17 protein-coding genes are annotated in these 16,540 nt (G+C 72.7%); 11 read left to right on the top strand and 6 right to left on the bottom strand.

Annotated features, from left to right (window positions below; all coding sequences use genetic code 11):
• The first annotated feature begins 7 nt into the window (after window positions 1-7).
• From K7G61_RS28335 to K7G61_RS28320, 4 genes are all read left to right on the top strand, one after another.
• Entirely contained in the window at window positions 8-775 is a 768-nt protein-coding gene (locus K7G61_RS28335) for an enoyl-CoA hydratase/isomerase family protein (RefSeq protein WP_225849856.1), read from the top strand.
• A 250-nt stretch (window positions 776-1,025) separates the two neighbouring features.
• A complete protein-coding gene (locus K7G61_RS28330; RefSeq protein ID WP_225849855.1) occupies window positions 1,026-1,520 on the top strand; it encodes an ATP-binding protein in 495 nt (164 codons plus the stop codon).
• A gap of 530 nt (window positions 1,521-2,050) precedes the next feature.
• Entirely contained in the window at window positions 2,051-2,974 is a 924-nt protein-coding gene (locus K7G61_RS28325; protein WP_225849906.1) for an NADP-dependent oxidoreductase, read from the top strand.
• 172 nt (window positions 2,975-3,146) lie between these two features.
• Complete coding sequence (locus K7G61_RS28320; protein ID WP_225849854.1) at window positions 3,147-4,034, top strand: MIP/aquaporin family protein; 888 nt, start codon at window positions 3,147-3,149, stop codon at window positions 4,032-4,034.
• Between the two features lie 187 nt (window positions 4,035-4,221).
• Here K7G61_RS28320 and K7G61_RS28315 read toward each other — a convergent pair whose 3' ends face one another.
• Window positions 4,222-6,654, bottom strand: a complete 2,433-nt coding sequence (locus K7G61_RS28315) for an endonuclease/exonuclease/phosphatase family protein (RefSeq protein ID WP_225849905.1) — start codon at window positions 6,652-6,654, stop codon at window positions 4,222-4,224.
• A gap of 423 nt (window positions 6,655-7,077) precedes the next feature.
• Between K7G61_RS28315 and K7G61_RS28310 the strand changes: the two genes are divergently transcribed.
• Window positions 7,078-7,731: a tetratricopeptide repeat protein gene (locus tag K7G61_RS28310; RefSeq protein WP_225849853.1), complete on the top strand. Its 654-nt coding sequence runs from the start codon at window positions 7,078-7,080 to the stop codon at window positions 7,729-7,731.
• Between the two features lie 33 nt (window positions 7,732-7,764).
• On the opposite strand, the gene K7G61_RS28305 is transcribed toward K7G61_RS28310, so the two are convergent.
• The 3 genes from K7G61_RS28305 to K7G61_RS28295 all read right to left on the bottom strand — a co-directional run bounded on the left by K7G61_RS28305 (window position 7,765) and on the right by K7G61_RS28295 (window position 10,381).
• A complete protein-coding gene (locus K7G61_RS28305) occupies window positions 7,765-8,208 on the bottom strand; it encodes an NUDIX domain-containing protein (protein WP_225849904.1) in 444 nt (147 codons plus the stop codon).
• A gap of 245 nt (window positions 8,209-8,453) precedes the next feature.
• Window positions 8,454-8,990, bottom strand: a complete 537-nt coding sequence (locus tag K7G61_RS28300) for an NUDIX hydrolase (protein ID WP_225849852.1) — start codon at window positions 8,988-8,990, stop codon at window positions 8,454-8,456.
• A 53-nt stretch (window positions 8,991-9,043) separates the two neighbouring features.
• Complete coding sequence (locus K7G61_RS28295; protein ID WP_225849851.1) at window positions 9,044-10,381, bottom strand: transcriptional regulator; 1,338 nt, start codon at window positions 10,379-10,381, stop codon at window positions 9,044-9,046.
• Between the two features lie 169 nt (window positions 10,382-10,550).
• Between K7G61_RS28295 and K7G61_RS28290 the strand changes: the two genes are divergently transcribed.
• Complete coding sequence (locus K7G61_RS28290; protein ID WP_225849850.1) at window positions 10,551-11,015, top strand: ATP-binding protein; 465 nt, start codon at window positions 10,551-10,553, stop codon at window positions 11,013-11,015.
• Window positions 11,015-11,398, top strand: coding sequence for a hypothetical protein (locus K7G61_RS28285; protein WP_225849849.1), 384 nt, complete (start codon window positions 11,015-11,017; stop codon window positions 11,396-11,398). The genes K7G61_RS28290 and K7G61_RS28285 overlap by 1 nt, the downstream gene beginning before the upstream one ends.
• A 33-nt stretch (window positions 11,399-11,431) precedes the next feature.
• Here K7G61_RS28285 and K7G61_RS28280 read toward each other — a convergent pair whose 3' ends face one another.
• Complete coding sequence (locus K7G61_RS28280) at window positions 11,432-11,716, bottom strand: helix-turn-helix domain-containing protein (RefSeq protein WP_225849848.1); 285 nt, start codon at window positions 11,714-11,716, stop codon at window positions 11,432-11,434.
• A gap of 61 nt (window positions 11,717-11,777) precedes the next feature.
• Between K7G61_RS28280 and map the strand changes: the two genes are divergently transcribed.
• The 4 genes from map to K7G61_RS28260 all read left to right on the top strand — a co-directional run bounded on the left by map (window position 11,778) and on the right by K7G61_RS28260 (window position 15,993).
• Window positions 11,778-12,545 (top strand): type I methionyl aminopeptidase, encoded by a 768-nt coding sequence (map, locus tag K7G61_RS28275; RefSeq protein WP_225849847.1) that lies wholly within the window; start codon window positions 11,778-11,780, stop codon window positions 12,543-12,545.
• Window positions 12,546-12,844: 299 nt separating this feature from the next.
• Entirely contained in the window at window positions 12,845-13,633 is a 789-nt protein-coding gene (locus K7G61_RS28270; protein ID WP_225849846.1) for a thioredoxin domain-containing protein, read from the top strand.
• 158 nt (window positions 13,634-13,791) lie between these two features.
• Complete coding sequence (locus K7G61_RS28265; protein ID WP_225849845.1) at window positions 13,792-14,007, top strand: DUF1918 domain-containing protein; 216 nt, start codon at window positions 13,792-13,794, stop codon at window positions 14,005-14,007.
• 51 nt (window positions 14,008-14,058) lie between these two features.
• Complete coding sequence (locus K7G61_RS28260; protein ID WP_225849844.1) at window positions 14,059-15,993, top strand: glycoside hydrolase family 15 protein; 1,935 nt, start codon at window positions 14,059-14,061, stop codon at window positions 15,991-15,993.
• Window positions 15,994-16,008: 15 nt separating this feature from the next.
• On the opposite strand, the gene K7G61_RS28255 is transcribed toward K7G61_RS28260, so the two are convergent.
• Window positions 16,009-16,524 carry a hypothetical protein gene (locus tag K7G61_RS28255; protein ID WP_225849843.1) on the bottom strand — a complete coding sequence of 172 codons (516 nt, stop codon included), beginning with the start codon at window positions 16,522-16,524 and terminating at the stop codon, window positions 16,009-16,011.
• Between the last annotated feature and the right edge of the window lie 16 nt (window positions 16,525-16,540).

Here is a 16,540-nt window from a genome sequence, read left to right as displayed (position 1 = left end):
TCCGGCCATGACAGTAACCCTCGAAGTCGACGCCGGTGTCGGGACGATCCGGCTGGACCGGCCGCCGATGAACGCGCTGGACGCGCGGACCCAGGACCTGCTCAAGGAGGTCGCCGAGGAGGCGGCCCGCAGGGCGGAGGTGCGGGCCGTGGTGGTGTGGGGCGGCGAGAAGGTGTTCGCGGCGGGCGCGGACATCAAGGAGATGCGGGCCATGTCCTACCAGGACATGGCCCTGCGGGCGGGCGACCTGCAGGCCGCGTTCACCGCCGTGGCGCGGATCCCCAAGCCGGTCGTGGCGGCCGTCAACGGCTACGCGCTCGGCGGCGGGTGCGAACTGGCGCTGTGCGCGGACATCCGGATCGCGGCGGAGAACGCCAAGCTCGGCCAGCCCGAGATCCTGCTCGGCCTGATCCCGGGCGCGGGCGGCACGCAGCGCCTGGCCCGGCTGATCGGCCCCTCGCGGGCCAAGGACCTCGTCTTCACCGGCCGCATGGTGGACGCGGCGGAGGCGCTGTCGCTCGGCCTGGTCGACAAGGTGGTGCCCGCCGAGGAGGTGTACGGGGCCGCCCGCGCCTGGGCCGAGCGGCTGGCGCGCGGGCCGGCGTACGCGCTGCGGGCCGCCAAGGAGGCCGTCGACAAGGGGCTCGACGCGGACCTCGACACCGGGCTCGCCCTCGAACGGCACCTGTTCGCCGCGCTGTTCGCCACCGACGACCGCGAGACCGGCATGCGCAGCTTCGTGGAGGAGGGCCCCGGCAAGGCCAAGTTCGGGTGAGGGCATGACGGAGAGTAGCGATGGGGTCGTGGCGGCACTTTCGGGGAACCCCGCGCGACTCCCCGGTGTCACGACTCGGCGACTCTCCGTGTCCGCGACGGCCTGCGCGACTCCCCGGGCGGGCGGGGTCGCCGACGCCCGCAGGTGCTGCCGGCATATGCGACAGGCGGCCGGTACATGGCCTGATCCGGTGTCATCAATTCCGGTGGTTACCCCGCGCGGCACCGCCGTTACGGCCATCATGAAGGACATGGCGGGCCGGGGAGGATCTGAGCAGTCGCAGCGGGCGGAGAGCGTCGCGCGGGTGACGCCGATCCCGGCCGACGACGCCGCGGTCACCGCGCTCGACCTGCTCGGCGATCCGTCGGCCCGCGAGGTCCACCTCACCTCCCGCCCGGAGTCGGCCGCCACCGCCCGCCGGCTGTCGCTCTCCGTGCTCAGGATGTGGGGCCTGCCCCAGTTCGGCGACACCGTCGAGTTGCTGGTCTCCGAACTCGTCGGCAACGCCGTACGCCACACCGGCGCGCGCACCTTCGGGCTGCGGATGCCGCGGCGGCGCGGCTGGATCAGGGTCGAGGTGCGCGACCCCTCGCGGGCGCTGCCGTGCCTGCTGCCGGTCCGGCCGCTCGACATCAGCGGGCGCGGGCTGTTCCTGGTCGACACGCTCTCCGACCGCTGGGGGGTCGACCTCCAGCCGCGCGGCAAGACCACCTGGTTCGAGCTGCGGGTCTCCGCCGACCGCTGAGTGCGCCGCCCGGCGCGGTACGCGGGGGCGGGTGAGGGAAGCGCGGGCACAAGAAGAGGCCCTCCGCATCGGGGGGGGATGACGCGGGAGGGCCTCTTCGGAACCGCCGCGCGACAGGGGGGGTGTGTCCGCGGCGCCTGTGGAACGGCGGAGCCCGGGTCGATCGGCCGCCGTTGACATCGACTGTGACACGTCGGAGGGGGTAGAGGCAAACGCGCGTCTGCCGCATTCCAGACATAATGGGCCACGAGCTTGGTGAATCGCGGGTGATATGCGCCACCTGCCTTGTAAACAGTGGCTAAGTGTGCGCATTTCCTTTTCATGTGTCCGTCCCGGGCGTGTCGGCCTTTTCGGTCCGCTTCGCCGCCGTCGGCGCGTCGGAAACGCCGTGCGCGCCGGGAAGCGGCCCACCGGCCCGCCCACCCGTCCATGCTGGAACCGGTCATCTCATCGCCCCCGACTTCCGAGGAAACGTGAGCCACATGAGCCAGTCACCAGCGTCCACGGCGCCCACGGCGCCCACGACGTCCATGGCCGCCGTCGCCTACAGCGAGTTCGGCCCCGCGGACGTCCTGCGCCGCCAGGAGTTCCCGCTGCCCGAGCCCGGACCCGGCCAGGTGCGCGTCGCGGTCCGCGCGGCCGGCGTGAACGCCCTGGACTGCAAGATCCGGGACGGCTCGCTGCGGCAGGTCTTCCCGGTGGACTTCCCGCACATCCCCGGCGTCGAGGCCGCCGGCGTGATCGACGCGCTCGGGGAGGGCGTCACCGGCCTCACCCTCGGGGACCAGGTGTTCGGCCCCACGGCCACCGGCTCCTACGCCGGGTACGCGCTGGCCCCGGCCGCCGTCACCACCCTCAAGCCCGGCCCGCTCGACTGGGAGCAGGCCGCGGCGCTGCCGGTCGCGGCCGAGACCTCGTACCGCGTACTGGAACTGCTCGCCCTGCGGCCCGGCGAGACGCTGCTCGTCCACGCCGCGGCCGGTGCGGTCGGCGTGATCGCCGTCCAGATCGCGGTCGCCCGCGGCGCCACCGTGATCGGTACCGCGAGCGAGGCCAACCACGACCTGCTGCGCTCGCTCGGGGCGATCCCGGTGGCGTACGGGGACGGGCTCGTCGACCGCGTGCGGGCGGTGGCCCCCGACGGCGTCCACGCGGCCATGGACGGGGCCGGACGCGGCGACGCGCTCGCCGCGTCCATCGAGCTGACCGGCGGCAAGGAGCGGGTGGTGACCATCGCCGACGCGGCCGGCGCCGCCCGCCTCGGGGTCCACTTCAGCTCCGGTGCCTCCGACGAGCCCCGCCACCGGCCCGCCTTCGAAGAGGCGCTGGCGCTGTTCGCGGCCGGCAAGCTGCGTGTCGTGATCCACCGCGTCTACCCGCTGGACCAGGCCGCCGAGGCGCATCGCGAGAGCGAACGCGGCCACGTCACCGGGAAGATCGTTCTGACCGTCTGACACCCGCGCCCCCCCGGCGGCCGGAACCGGCCGTGGCGGAAACCCGGTTCCGGCCGCCCGGGGGAATGTGACGGCGACTCGCCGAACGGTTCACTCCGATGGCGTCCCTCGTGCATGCGCGGACCGCCGGAAAGCGGTAGGTCTGTTTCCATGCCGACCAAGGAGAGAGCCGATGGCTGAGCACATCGCGCGTCGACGCGGTTATCGAGAAGGAATCGGCGGTGAGATGCTCGCCGAATTCCTGGGAACCTTTGTTCTGATTCTGATCGGCGTCGGATCGGTCGCCGTCGCCGTCGTCGGCCTCCCCGGTTCGGGGCGGCAGAGCGTTCCGTTCGGTGCCCCCAACTGGCTCATCATTTCCTGGGGATGGGGCCTGGCCGTCGTGTTCGGCGTGTACGTCGCCGGCGGCATCAGCGGCGCCCACCTCAATCCCGCGGTGACCCTGGGCTTCGCCGTCCGCCGGGACTTCCCCTGGAAGAAGATCATCCCCTACTGGTTCGCGCAGCTCGCGGGCGCCTTCGTCGCCGCCGCCCTCGTCTACGCCTCCTACCACTGGGCGATCGACTCGGCCGAGTCCAAGGCGGGCATCCCACGGAACAAGTCGCTGCCGACGTACTCCATCTTCGCCACATTCCCGGCCCAGTACTTCGGGAATTCCTGGTGGGGTCCGTTCCTCGACGAAATGATCGGCACCGGGCTGCTGCTCATGCTGATCTGCGCGCTCATCGACACGCGCAACACGGCCCCGATGTCGAATCTCCACCCGTTCCTCATCGGCCTGGTGGTCGTGGCGATCGGTCTGACCTTCGGCACCAACTCCGGATACGCCATCAACCCGGCCCGTGACTTCGGCCCCCGGTTGTTCACCTGGGCCGAGGGCTGGGACGCGATCGCCCTACCGGGAACATTCCAATGGTTCCATCATTATTTCTGGATTCCCATCGTCGGCCCGCTGGCCGGTGCGGTCATCGGAGTCGGTGTCTACGACCTGCTGATCGCCCCGGTGATCAAGGCCAGGATGGGCGAGGTCGAGGAAGGCCCGGGCGTGGAGGAGTACTGACGGCCCGGCGCCCGTGGGCGCCGAGCCGCCGGAACCGCCGAGTCGCCGGAACCGCCGAGACCCGGCACCGCGAGGGACCTGGCACCGCGAGGGCCCCGGCACCGGACCGCCGCCGACGTGACGTCGTGGCCGGCGGATCCGGATGCCGGGGCCCTCGCTCATGCCGCCGGGCCGGCGGCCGCGCCGGCTACGGCTCCAGGCGGATCACCTGCGGGTCGTGGTCGCTGGTCTGGTCGGCGAACTCGGAGTTGATGTGGACCACGTCGTAGTCCACGTCGTGGCGCAGGTTGGGGCTGACCAGGATGTGGTCCAGCACCTGGGAGTTGCCCTCGTACACGTACGAGTAGCGCTCGCGCGGCGGCAGCGTGTCGACCAGGTCGGTGAGGACCTCGCCGTCGCCGGTGAGGCCGAGGACCGCGGGCGAGAACTGGTAGTCGTTCAGGTCGCCCAGGACGACGACGTCCGCGCGCGGGTCCGCCTGCTCCAGCCGCCGCACGAAGTCGTGCTCCACGATCGCCTGCTGGATGCGCTGGACCTCCGAGCCGCGCACCGGCGGCTGGAAGCGGCTGTCGACGCCCTGGTCGCCGCCCTTGCTGACGAAGTGGTTCGCGATCACGAACAGCGTGCGGCCGCGGAAGGTGAACTCGCCCGCCAGCGGCTTGCGGCTGTCGGTCCAGGCCGGGTCGTCCGGCGCGATCCGGCCGGGGGAGGCGGTCAGGGCGGTGTTCCTGCCGGTGCCGGTGATGCCCACCGCGGTCGTCGCGTCGCCCCCCGGGCGGTCGGTGAAGGACACCCGGTCGGGGTTGAACAGGAACGCCTGGCGGATGTTGCCGCCGGGCTGCCCGCCGTCCTTGTCGTCGACCGGGTCGATCTCCCGCCACTGGTAGTGCGGGCCGCCCGCGGCCGCGATCGCGCCGGTCAGCTCGGTGAGCGTCCTGTCGGCGGCCACCACACCGTCGTCGGTGGCGCCGTCGTTGTCCTGGATCTCCTCCAGCGCCACGATGTCGGGCGAGCGCAGGTTGGTGACCAGACCCTTGGCCAGCCGGTCGAACTTCGCCCGATCGTTGGAGGGCGCCAGGTTCTCCACGTTGTACGTGGCCACCGTCACCTGGTCCGGCCGCGCCTTCGCGGTCACCTCGGGGGCGATGCCGCCATCCTCGACGGTGCCGATCGCGCGCGCCTGAACGGCGTACGTGCCGGCGTACTGGCTCCAGTCCAGCGGCCCCTCGGTCCGCCCGGCCAGCGTGTCGCCCACGTCGGCCGTGGGGAACGCCTGGGTGGCCAGGGGGATCAGCGACTGCACCATCAAGCGGCCGGAGTTCGGCTGGTCGTACCCGGTGTACACGGTGCCGCCGCGCCTGGTCGGGTTCTGCCGCGGCTTCACCGTGACCCACAACTCGGAGTAGGGGTCGGTGGCGCCCACGACGCGCGCGTCGGAGAACGCCACGTTCATGCCCTCAAGCGACGCGTACAGGTCCAGCGCGAAGTCCGCGGGCCGCAGCGGCAGCGACTCGATGCTGCCGCCGCCCGCGCTCGGCGCGAAGGCGTCGGGCACGTCGGCCGCGTCCAGGACCACGGGCGCCGGCAGCGGGTTGCCGCTGGAGACCACGGTCGCCTTCGCCTTGGTCAGCTCGGTGACGGACTGCCCGCCGATGCCCGTGCCGCCCGGGTAGAACTGCGAGACCGTGCCGTCCAGGCTCACACTGTCGCCGACCGCCACGGCCGGGCTCACCGAGCCGGTGTAGACGAAGATGCCCTCGCTGGTACGGGGGTCGTCGTCCGGCCGCGGGTCCTGCACCCAGTAGCCGCGCGACGAGCCGTAGCCGCGTACGCCCGTGACGACGCCGGTCACGCCGGTGACGGCCTTGCCCGCGAGCGGCGACAGGCGGGTGGGGCCCTGGATGTCGTGAATCCTGGCGGCGACCGGGGGAGTGGTGCTCGGCGGCGTGGTCGGCGGGGTGGTGGGGGGCGTGCTCGGCGGCGTCGTGGGAGGTGTCGTCGGCGTGCCGCCCCCGGCCGAGTTCTGCGGGGTCGGTGCGCCCGCGGTGAAGTCCGCCGCGTTGTCGTCGGTGTCGGTCAGGGCGGCACTGCGGGCGACCGACGCGGTGTTGCTCGCGCCGGCCGCCGGGCCGCCGCCCTCGTGGACGACCGCCGTACCGAAGCCGACCAGGTCCTTCACCCGCGAGTCGGCCGCGCAGTCCGCGGCGGTCAGGCAGGTCAGCGGGTCGGCGCCGGACACCAGCGCGACCGTGCCGGTCGTCCCCGACATGTTGACGGTGCCCGTCGCGTCCGGTGTGGGCAGCGCGGTGGTGCCGCCGGTCCCGGCCGCCTCCTGCACCAGGTACCGCCCGCCGCCGGCCAGCGTCCCGCTCAGCGCGGTGGCCTGCCACTTCGAGCTCGCGGTGGGGCTGCCCGGCAGGTACTGCACGCTGTAGCCGCTCAGGTCCAGGGGCGCGGCACCGGCGTTGGCAAGTTCCACGAAGTCGTTGGTGTACGTGGCGCCCGAGTTGCCGCCGCCGCCGTACACCTCGCTGATCACGGCGTCCGCGGAGGGCGTGGCGACGGCGGCGTGCACGCCGAGCGCGGCCAGGACGAGGGAGCCGGCTATGCCGACGGGCAGCAGCCGCTTCTTGAGGGCGGGGCTGCCGTTTCGGCGGGCGGCCGGGGTCACCGGGGCGGCCTGGGCCGCCGGGGTTGCCGGTCCGGGTCTTGCGGGGGTGGGTGTGTCCTCGGAGGGGTGCGGCACCGGGGCTTCTCCTTCGTACGGAGCGGGTTGCGCGGGCTTGCCCGCGTTCCGTTGGCGTTCACGGCATGCGACGGTGCGTCACGCCCTCGCGGGCGCGCGCGATCCGGCCCAAGATACGCGCGTAGACAGTTCCCCCGAAGGGGTTTCCGGGTGAATTCTTCGGCGGGCGGCCGGGCGGCCGGGCGGCCGGGCGCGGGCAGGGGCGGGTACGGGGGCGCCGGCGGGGCGGTCCTCGGGGGCGCCCGGTGGCGGCCGGCGGCGCGCGGCCCCGCGTACCCGGCTGCGTAGGATCGCCGCATGACTGTGGACGAGCGGATCGAGCGGGCCCAACTCCTTTACGAGCGGGCGGTCTTCGGGGGCGACGCCGGGGTGCTGCCCGCCGCCGACGAGGGGCTGGACGCGGTCGAGGCCGATGTCGCCCTGGCCCGGGGCCGGCTGGTGCACGCCCGTTTCCTGGCGGACCGGAGCTTGGACGCCTCGGCCGAACTGGAGCTCTTCGAGCGCGCCGCGGCGCTCTACCGGCGGCTGGGCGACGTGCGGGGCGAGGGCGAGGCGCTGTTCTGGATCGGGACGTACCACCAGGTGGTGCGCGAGGACGACGAGACGGCCCTGCCCTCCTTCGAGCGCTCCCTGGAGCTCGCCACCCGGGCCGAGGACCGTCTCACCATGTCCTACGCGCTGCGCCACCTCGGGTTCGCCGCCCACATGGCCGGCCGGCTGGACGAGGCGCGGTCCTTGCTCGAGGAGTCCACCCGGCTGCGCCGCGACCTCGGCTTCCTGCCCGGGGTCGCGGCGAACCTGATCGGCCTCGCCCACCTCGCCGCCCAGCAGGAGCGGCCCGACGACGCCGCGACCCTGCTCGACGAAGCGGCGGACCTGGCCCGCGACTCGGACTCCCCGGGCGTCGCGGCCTGGGTGGCCTCGGCCCGCGGGGAACTCGGCACGGCGTGAGGGGGGTTTACGGCCCGGTGGCCGCCCGCCCGGTCAGTGCCAGCCGCGCAGGGTGAGCCGCGGGCCGCCGGAGAGGTAGCCGCGCAGGGCGCTCCCGGTGCTGGGCACGAAATCGGCGGGGAGGTCGTCCGTGGCGAACCAGCGCACCCGGGCGTGCTTGCCCGGCTCGCGGTTCTCCAACTCCCCTTCCCACGCGCGGGTCGCGAAGACGACGGTGAGGAAGCCGCCGGGCGCCTCGACACCCCAGGCGCCGTGGACGACGTGGACGACCTCCAGGGACCCGGGCTCCACCAGCAGCCCGGTCTCCTCCCGCAGCTCCCGTACGGCCGTCCCGCTGACCGGCTCGCCGGGCTCGCTCTTGCCCGACGGCAGGTCCCACTTCCCGGGCGCGAACCGCGCGTTCTCGCCGCGCCGCAGCAGCGCCACCCGCCCGGCCGCCGCGTCGTGGACGATGACGGCGGCGACGAGCAGGGTCATCGACCGGACGGCGGGTTCCTGCGGGGCGGGCCGTCCATCGGCGTGCGGGTGGGCCACGGTGCTCCCTTTTCTTTCTTATGGGGGAGTTCCCGACTCCCCGGGCCCTCCACGCTCCCACGCCCGGCCCGGCCGGCCCCGGCCGACTCCGCGGTTCGCGACCGTCTCGAACGTCGGTCTCGCGCTGCCGCGCGGGCAGTTCGGCCCGGTCCGCCCCGCAGCCGGGCTCGGGGCCGGTCAGGTTGTGCTCAGCCCAGTCGCATGTGGTGCAGCAAAAGCAGGGCGGCCGCGGTGTTCGACGCCCGGATCTCGCCGCGCCCCACAAGCTCCGGGATGTCCTTGAGCGGCACCCACGCACGGCGGTCCGATTCGAAGTCGTCCTCGGGATCGCCCACGTGCTCCGCTCCTTCGGCCCAGTAGACGTGGTGCCGCGCGTCGGACAGTCCGTTGGACGGCTCCACCGTGAGCAAATGCCGCAACGGCAGTACAGGCCGCCATCCCGTTTCCTCCAGCATCTCCCGCGCGGCCGCCTCTTGTACGTCCTCCCCGTCCTCGACCACCCCGGCGGCGATCTCCCACCCCCAGGAATCGGGAATGAACCGGTGCCGCCACAGCAGGAGTACCTCGTTCTTCTCGTTGACGGCCGTGGCCAGCGCGACCGGCCGCTGCCGGAGCAGATAGTGATCGAGGTGGCGGCCGTCGGGCAGTTCCACGTCGGCGAGGTTCACCCTGAGCCAGGGGTTCTCGTAAACGGTCCGTTCTCCAAGGTTCTTCCACGCTGCCACGACCCGGCCGCCTTCCGCGCTGGGGCTCGGCACTGTCCCAGGCGCAGCCCACGCTACAGCGGCAGGCGCAGAGTCTCGTCGATCAGTTCTGTCGTGTCCCTGGCCGCCGCTCCGCCATGCTCGGCGAAGGACCGCCGGACCGAGATCAGCCGGTCTCTCAAGCGCTGGGATTCCATGCCGCGGGCCTCACGGACCATCGCGGCCGCGGTGGCGGCTGCCTGCTCGTTCTCGCCGCTGCGTAGCTGTACGTTGGTGAGGGTCGCCAGTCGGTGTACGCGCCCACGGGCGTGCGCCTGCGAACGTACGGCTTCGTGGGCGTACTCCTGCGCAGGGCTCATGTCACCGAGACTTATCAGTGCCTCTGCCAAGTGGGCTTCCACAAGGCCGGGTTGAACATAGCCGGTCTCCTCCGGTTCGTCGCCCGGGTGAATCCGTCCGGCAGCCGTTTCAGCGAGCGCCATACAGCGATGGGCATTGATCTGGTCGCCCATGCGTGCGAACGCCTTCGCCTGCATCGCGTACAAGTCGGTGGCCAAGGCAGGAGAGATGTGGGAGCCGGCGGTCCGCAGGCCTGCCTCCGCGAATGCCACGGCTTGTCGGTATTCACGGAGGAAAACGGACTGGTTGACCATCAGCGCGATGACGTAGCCACCGAACGACCGATCGCCGCTGGCCTTGGCAAGACGTAGCGCTTGATGGAAATAACGCTGGGCCAAGCCCTGCGCATCGCTGTCGTAGGCGCAGATCCCGGCGATCGACACCAGGCCGCCCACGGCACGGTGCAACTCCCGCCCAACCGCATCCGAGTACGAACCGCGAAGCACTGGTGCGACATCTCCGGTGAGGAAGCGGACGATCCGGTCCCTTGCCGCTACACCGCCGACCTTGCGGTACATCTGCTCGTAGTGGGTGCGTGCCGTACGCAGAACATCGATGTCGGGCGCCCCGACGTGCGATGTTCCCTCGCGGGACACGTCGGTGTCCTCCGGCGGGTTCTCCCATTCCCACACGGGGGCCACTGCGGCGAGGCCGTCAATCGTGGACGCCTCCCGTACATCGGATCGTTGTTGCTCGTCCGCACGCCACAGAGCCGTTGACCTGTCGATGAAAGCGGCCAGCCCACCCCTCGGCACGTCGACCGACAGGGGCTCGCCCATGCCGATGTCGTCGTGCGAAAACGGGCGGCCCAACTGTTCCGTGAAGATGTCGCAGATCATGTCGGGGACAGCGCCCCGCGGGCGCTGACCGCGTAACCACCGGATGACCGAGGCGTGATCATATCGGGTGGCTTTCCCCCGTGATTTCGTGAGGCTGTTGACACGTGCTGCCAGTCCGGCACGGGACATGCCTGCCTCATCGAGCAGTGCGTCCAGCAATGTGTTCGGCTCCATGCGACCCCCTCACTGCCGACCCTCGACCGAGACTAGCCGCCGCGCATTCACACGATGTGTGAAACGCACACGCTCACTCGGCGTCGGCACACACTTCCAGGCCGGCCGAAGAGGCGAAAGCGTTGGGAATCGCCCGGACAGGCCGCACGCACCAATGGAGTGATTCACCGTGAACCCGATCGACTTGCATGACCCGCCTGTGGGGAAAGGGCGTCCAGAGCCCGTCGACCAGTCGCGCGCGGACGGGACGGAGGTTGTGCGGACGTGGCCCGCACAGGCTCACTGCGTCGGATCGGCACGCAGCGAACTCCGTCGCGTCCTCGCTGCCTGGGACCTCGCCGATCTGGCGAGCACCGCGGAACTCGTGCTCTCCGAGCTTGTGACCAATGCGGTTCGGCATGGCCATTCGCCGCGAGGAAGGTCGATCGAGACGCGATTCCTCCGCTTGGAAGACGCCGTGCGCGTCGAGGTGCACGATGGTGCCGGTGTCCGACTGCGGCCGTGCAGGGCGGGGAAGGACGACGAGAGCGGCCGGGGTCTTGCACTCGTGGACGTGCTCACCGACGGGCAATGGGGGGTAACGCTCCACGGGAACGAGGGCAAGGCTGTCTGGGCCTTGATCAGGGTGGCCTGATGATCGACGAGAGCTGGCAGTGCTCGGCGCCCGCGCGCGTATGCGGGCGGCGGGCGCGGCTGCCCGCGTACCTCGTGCCCGTGGCCATGGGGTTCGCCCCGGGCGGGGCGGCAGCGGTGGAGGACGTCGAGCGGGATCTGCGCTGCTCGTTGCAGGCGCACGCCACCGGGGAGCACCACGCTCACGTGATGCACCTGGCCGGCCGCGACACCGGAGCCGTGTGGGCCCGCTGGAGCCGCCCGGAGGGCGAAGTGCGGCTGGTCGTGCTGCCGGACTGCCCGGCGGTGGGGCCGCCGCCCGCGGGCGAGGGGTGCTGCGAGTACGGCGGCCACCCCGGCGGCCACAGCTACGAACTCACCGGCCGGCGGATGGAGGAGACCTGAGACCCGCCCGCGCCGCGCGGGGCGGGCCGGGGGTCAGGCCGCCGCCTCGCGCGGCTGCGTCCGGTCGTCCGGTGACGGCTGGGCGCAGGCCGCGGCCAGGGTGTCGAGGGACAGGCCGAGGGCCGAGGCCAGGGCGGCCACCGTGAAGAACGCGGGGGTCGGGGCGCGGCCCGTCTCGATCTTGCGGAGCGTCTCCGCGGAGATACCGGCCGCCGCCGCCACCTCGGGCATGCTGCGGTCGCCGCGGGCCTCGCGCAGCAGCGTGCCGAAGCGCTCGCCGCGGGCCCGCTCCTCGGGGGTCAGGGGAGTACGTACCATGCACGTGATACTAATACCGGTATAAGAATTGGAACACGGTGACCCCGTCGAGGAGACCCCCATGGTCGAGATCAAGAGCGCCGACGCCCTGGACGCGATGCGCGAGGCCGGCCGCGTCGTGGCGAACGCGCTGGCCGCCACCCGCGAGGCCGCGGCCGTCGGGGTGAGCCTGCGGGAGCTGGACGAGGTGGCGCGCGACGTGCTGCGCCGGGCCGGTGCCCGCTCGCCCTTCCTCGGCTACCGTCCGTCCTTCGCGCCCGTACCGTTCCCCGCGGTGATCTGCGCGTCCGTCAACGACGCGGTCGTCCACGGCATCCCCGGCGACTACCGGCTGCGCGACGGCGACCTGCTGAGCGTCGACTGCGGCGCCGAACTCGACGGCTGGACCGGCGACGCCGCCATCACGTTCTGCGTCGGCGCCCCGAGGCCGGCGGACACCGCACTCGTCTCCGCCGCCCGGCGCGCCCTGGACGCGGGCATCGCGGCCGCCACGGCCGGGAACCGCCTCGGCGACATCGCGCACGCGATCGGTACGGTGGCCCGCGCCGCGCGCTGCGGCATGCCCGCCGACTTCGGCGGCCACGGCATCGGGCGCCGTATGCACGAGGACCCGCACGTGCCCAACCAGGGCAGGCCCGGGCGCGGCTTCCCCTTGCGGCCCGGCCTCACCCTGGCCATCGAGCCGATGCTGATGGCGGGCGGCAGCGGCGCGTACCGCGTCGACCCGGACGGCTGGACCCTGCGCACCGTCGACGGCAGCCGCGCCGCCCACATGGAGCACACCATCGCCGTCACCGAGGAGGGGCCGCGCGTCCTCACCCTGCCGTGACCGCCCGCGATCGTCGGCGATCACCAGGGGCCTCGCGTGATGCCCGCCGCCGCCCCCGCCCGCCTTCGCCGGGAAGCGGGCGCGTCGACGGCACGACCGGCAGGCCCGTACGCGACCCGCCCGTCCGCGACCGGCGGGCATACGAGTAGCCGGTACACGACCGGCTCGCAACCGTCCTCCGCCGCCTCGCCCCTTCCGGTAGGGTCGCGGCCAGAGCGGCAGGACGGGCGTGCCGGCCGCAAGTCGGGCGTGGCGGGCGGGAGTCGGGGGGCGCGGTGCGGCGGTCGCGAGTGGGCGCGATGACGGCGGGTACGGTGGCGGCGCTGATGGCGTTCGCGCTCACGGCCTGCGGCGGCTCGGGCGGAAGCGGCGGCAGCGGCGGGCACACAGACGCCGCCCGGCCCGGCGGCCGGGCCTCGGCGAGCGCCACGGGCGCCACGAACCCCACGGCGGTCCCCTCCCCGCCCCCGCCGCCGCCCCAGACGCCGACCACCGCGCCCCCGCCCCCCGGGGGCCTGCCCTCGGTGGTGGCCGCGGACGGCACCACGATCGTGGTGGGCGACCCGGCCGCCAAGCACACGGTGACCATCGAGGAGGACCCGCGCTGCCCGATCTGCAAGCGGTTCGAGGACGCCAACGACGCCCAGCTCCTCGCGCTGGCCAAGGCGGGCACCGTGCAGCTGCGCTACGTCCTGGCGTCGTTCATCGACAGCACCGCGGGCGGTGACGGCTCGCACCGCGCGGTCAACGCCCTGCGCGCGGCCGTCCAGGAGAACCGCTTCCCCGCGTACCACCACGTGCTCTACGCCAACCAGCCGCCCGAGTCGGCCGACGGCTTCACCACCGCCGCCCTGCTCAGCCTGGCGGGCCAGGTCCCCGGGCTGAGCACACCCGCCTTCAAGGCCGCGGTGACCACCGACCGCTACCTCGCCTTCGTCCACCGCTCCGAGGCCGCGTTCCTCGCCGGCGGTGCCACCGGCACCCCCACCGTGAAGATCGACGGCACCACGGTCACCGGCAGCGATGCCAACTCCCTCTTCACGGCGTCCGCCTTCGCGTCGCTGCTGGCCCGCCACGGCATCCACTGACGCACCCGTCCACCGGCGCACCCCGGAGCCGCGCCGCGAAGCACCCGTACGGACGCCGCCGCGCTCGCCGGGTCGTACCGGTCGTACAGGCGTACCCTCGGACAAAGAGGTCTTCCACGACCGCACAGGACGCACGTGCTGCGCGAGGGGAGCGGACCATGCAGGTGCACAAGGGCGACGTGCTGCGCTTCACAGGGCACACGGTGGGCACTCCGGAGCACCGGGCCGAGGTGCTGGAGGTGCTGGGACGCGAGGGCGAGCCTCCGTACCGGGTCCGGTACGAGGACGGCCGGGAGACGGAGATCTTCCCTGGCTCGGACTGCGTGCTCGACACGTCGGCGACCTCGTCGGCGACCACCGGCCGCAGGCGCTGACCGGGTGCCGACCGGGCGCCGCCGCGGAAAAGCCGCGATGACATACCGGCGATGACCTTCGAGCCGGGCGGATTCGAGCGCGGGCGCGAGCCGTCCGCCCGGTACCTCCCGATCGCCGAGCACGGACTGATCGGCGATCTTCGGACGGCCGCGCTCGTCGGCACGAACGGCACCATCGACTGGTACTGCTGCCCGCGCTTCGACTCGCCCGCCGTCTTCGCGGGCATCCTGGACGCCGAGCGGGGCGGCGGTTTCGCGCTGAGCGCGGACGTGCCGGCCAGGACCCGGCAGTTCTACTTCCCCGACACCAACGTACTGATCACCCGTTTCTTCGCCGCCGACGGCGTGGCCGAGATCCAGGACTTCATGCCGGTCGTGGACGATCCGGCCGGTGGCCATCCGGCCGGGAGCGGTCCGGCCGGGGGCGACGGCCGCCGGGCGCGCGGGGACGGCGACCGCGGGGACGGCGACAGCGGCATGCACCGGCTGATCCGCCGCGTCATCTGCGTACGCGGCACGCTCCCCTTCAGCGCGCGCGTCGCCCCCCGCTTCGGCTACGGCACCCTCCGGCACACCGCCGAGTCGCACGGCCGGGCCGTGGTGTTCCGCTCCTCCGCGCTGTCCATGGCGCTGACCGCGACCGTCCCGCTGGAGTGCGACGGCCAGGACGCCTTCGCCCGCTTCAAGCTCCTGGAGGGGGAGTCGGCGGTGTTCACGCTGGACCGGATCGGGGACGGCGCGGGTGAGGCGGAGCTGCCCCGGGTGTGCCCGCAGTCCGAGGCGGAGGAGGAGTTCGAGACCACCGTCCGCTTCTGGCGCGGCTGGCTGCACCAGTCCCGCTACCACGGCCGCTGGCGCGAGATGGTGCACCGCTCGGCGCTGGCCCTGAAACTCCTCACCTACGCGCCGACCGGCGCCATCGTGGCCGCCCCCACCACCAGCCTGCCCGAGCGCATCGGCGGCGAGCGCAACTGGGACTACCGCTACGTGTGGATCCGCGACGCCGCCTTCTGCGTCTACGCCATGCTCCGGCTGGGCTTCACCAGCGAGGCCGAGGCGTTCATGGACTTCCTGTCCGAACGCGCGAGCGCTTCCACGGGCGCCCTGGCCGGCGGCCCGCTGCAGATCATGTACGGCATCGACGGCCGCGAGGACCTGCCCGAGTACGAGCTGCCGCACCTGGAGGGCTACCTCGGCTCCGCCCCCGTACGCGTCGGCAACGCCGCCACCGGACAGCTCCAGCTGGACATCTACGGCGCGCTCATCGACTCCGTCTACCTCTACGACAAGTGGGGCCGGGCGATCAGCAGCGACCGCTGGGACGAGGTCGGCGTGGTCGTGGACTGGCTGTGCGACAACTGGGACCAGCCCGACGAGGGCGTGTGGGAGTCGCGCGGCGGCCGGCAGCACTACATCTACTCGCGGCTGATGTGCTGGGTGGCGATCGAGCGGGCGATACGGCTGGCCAACCACCGCGGCCTGCCGGCCGACCTGCCGCGCTGGCGGCAGACCCGCGACGCGATCTACCGGCAGATAATGGGGCGCGGCTGGTCGGCCGAGCGCGGCGCGTTCGTGCAGCGGCTCGACGGGGAGGTGCTGGACGCCTCGCTGCTGATGATGCCGCTGGCCAAGTTCGTCTCGCCGACCGACCCCAAGTGGCTGTCCACCCTCGACGCCCTCACCGCCGACCTGGTCTCGGACTCGCTGGTCTACCGCTACGACCCGAGCGCCAGCCCGGACGGCCTGGGCGGCACCGAGGGCACCTTCTCCATCTGCTCCTTCTGGTACGTCGAGGCCCTGGCCCGGGCGGGCCGCACCGAGCAGGCCAGGCTGGCCTTCGAGAAGATGCTGACGTACGCCAACCACGTCGGCCTCTACGCCGAGGAGATCGGCCCCACCGGCGAGCAGCTCGGCAACTTCCCGCAGGCGTTCACCCACCTGTCCCTGATCAGCGCGGCCTTCAACCTGGACCGGGTGCTGGGCTGAGCGCGGCGGCCCGGCTCACGGCAGGGGCACGACGACGGCCGTCGGGGTGAACGGCGGCGCCTGCGCGAGCTCGGCGGCGATGAACTCCCGGCTCGCGAACACCAGCACCGGATGCGGGCCCGGGTGCCCCTTGCCCGCCGCCACACGCAGCAGCGTGCCCTTGTCCTTCGTGTCGGAGTAGTGGATGAGGTAGCCGGTGTCCGACAGGTCGGCCGGCAGCAGCCGCATCATCTCGGGCTCGTCCGGGTCGACGATCTTGTGCGCGTGGATCGCGGCGAGCAGCTCCTTCGTCCCGCCCTCGTGCACCAGGCGGACATTGACCGTGTCGCCGCTGCGGTCGACGGTGTCGGTCCACCCGGCGGGCAGCTTCGCCGCGATGTCCGACTGGAGCCGGGCCGGGTCCACCGGGCCGCCGCCCGCACGGCCGCCGTGACCGCCGCCCCCGCCCTGCGACACCTCGACGATCGCCGCGGCGCCGCCCCCCAGGACCACGATCGCGGTGGTCAGCGCGATGAACCGTGCTCTCGCCATGAGCCGGAGCCTAACG

Source organism: Streptomyces sp. HPF1205 (assembly GCF_020400825.1).
Lineage (GTDB): Bacteria > Actinomycetota > Actinomycetes > Streptomycetales > Streptomycetaceae > Actinacidiphila.
Note: the sequence above shows the minus strand (reverse complement) of the source record. Positions and strands in the feature narration are given on the sequence as shown.

Bases quoted from the DNA above. Each gene is read 5' to 3' on its own strand.
- K7G61_RS28335 (WP_225849856.1), top strand. From the start codon at position 8: ATGACAGTAACCCTCGAAGTCGACGCCGGTGTCGGGACGATCCGGCTG.
- K7G61_RS28330 (WP_225849855.1), top strand. From the start codon at position 1,026: ATGGCGGGCCGGGGAGGATCTGAGCAGTCGCAGCGGGCGGAGAGCGTC.
- K7G61_RS28325 (WP_225849906.1), top strand. From the start codon at position 2,051: ATGGCCGCCGTCGCCTACAGCGAGTTCGGCCCCGCGGACGTCCTGCGC.
- K7G61_RS28320 (WP_225849854.1), top strand. From the start codon at position 3,147: ATGGCTGAGCACATCGCGCGTCGACGCGGTTATCGAGAAGGAATCGGC.
- K7G61_RS28310 (WP_225849853.1), top strand. From the start codon at position 7,078: ATGACTGTGGACGAGCGGATCGAGCGGGCCCAACTCCTTTACGAGCGG.
- K7G61_RS28305 (WP_225849904.1), bottom strand. From the start codon at position 8,208: ATGACCCTGCTCGTCGCCGCCGTCATCGTCCACGACGCGGCGGCCGGG.
- K7G61_RS28295 (WP_225849851.1), bottom strand. From the start codon at position 10,381: ATGGAGCCGAACACATTGCTGGACGCACTGCTCGATGAGGCAGGCATG.
- K7G61_RS28285 (WP_225849849.1), top strand. From the start codon at position 11,015: ATGATCGACGAGAGCTGGCAGTGCTCGGCGCCCGCGCGCGTATGCGGG.
- K7G61_RS28280 (WP_225849848.1), bottom strand. From the start codon at position 11,716: ATGGTACGTACTCCCCTGACCCCCGAGGAGCGGGCCCGCGGCGAGCGC.
- map (WP_225849847.1), top strand. From the start codon at position 11,778: ATGGTCGAGATCAAGAGCGCCGACGCCCTGGACGCGATGCGCGAGGCC.
- K7G61_RS28270 (WP_225849846.1), top strand. From the start codon at position 12,845: ATGACGGCGGGTACGGTGGCGGCGCTGATGGCGTTCGCGCTCACGGCC.
- K7G61_RS28265 (WP_225849845.1), top strand. From the start codon at position 13,792: ATGCAGGTGCACAAGGGCGACGTGCTGCGCTTCACAGGGCACACGGTG.
- K7G61_RS28260 (WP_225849844.1), top strand. From the start codon at position 14,059: ATGACCTTCGAGCCGGGCGGATTCGAGCGCGGGCGCGAGCCGTCCGCC.
- K7G61_RS28255 (WP_225849843.1), bottom strand. From the start codon at position 16,524: ATGGCGAGAGCACGGTTCATCGCGCTGACCACCGCGATCGTGGTCCTG.